We start from the raw sequence: 468 nt of genomic DNA on the forward strand, positions 1-468 counted from the left end.
GCACCGGCTCGAGGGCCTTGAGTGCCAGCTCGAGATAGGCCCTGGCCGAACGAATCTTCTCCGCCCGGGCCTCCCCTTCCAGAACCCGGGCGTTGAAGCCAGCGACCTTCGCCCGGATGGTCGCCCGGACCGCGATGAACAGCGGCAGCAGGGCCTGACCGGCATCGTCCGCCTCGAGGTCGCCATAGGCCTGCAAGAACAGCCGCGCCAGATCCGGCAGGCCGCGATGAATCAGGTCCATGACCAGGAAAGCCAGATCGTAATAGACGTCGGTGCAGGCCAGCGCCTCGTCGAACTCCAGGCAGTCGAACAGAACCGGCTTGCCGTCGAGCAGAACGATGTTCGCCAGATGCAGATCGCCATGACAGTGGCGCACCCGTCCGGCCAGCCGCCGCTGCTCGAGCAGGGCGGCACATGCCGCGAGCTGCGCGGCCGTCGCAGCGTTGAGCCGCTCGATCAGTGCCGGAT

Annotated in this window: 1 protein-coding gene; it reads right to left on the bottom strand. The window is 67.1% G+C overall.

Going from position 1 to position 468, the window contains the following annotated elements:
• Positions 1-468: phosphotransferase (locus tag M3148_RS17095; protein ID WP_251305927.1), on the bottom strand; the 468-nt coding region annotated here is incomplete at both ends.

This window comes from Georgenia satyanarayanai (assembly GCF_023715365.1).
In the GTDB taxonomy this organism is placed as follows: Bacteria; Actinomycetota; Actinomycetes; order Actinomycetales; family Actinomycetaceae; genus Oceanitalea; species Oceanitalea satyanarayanai_B.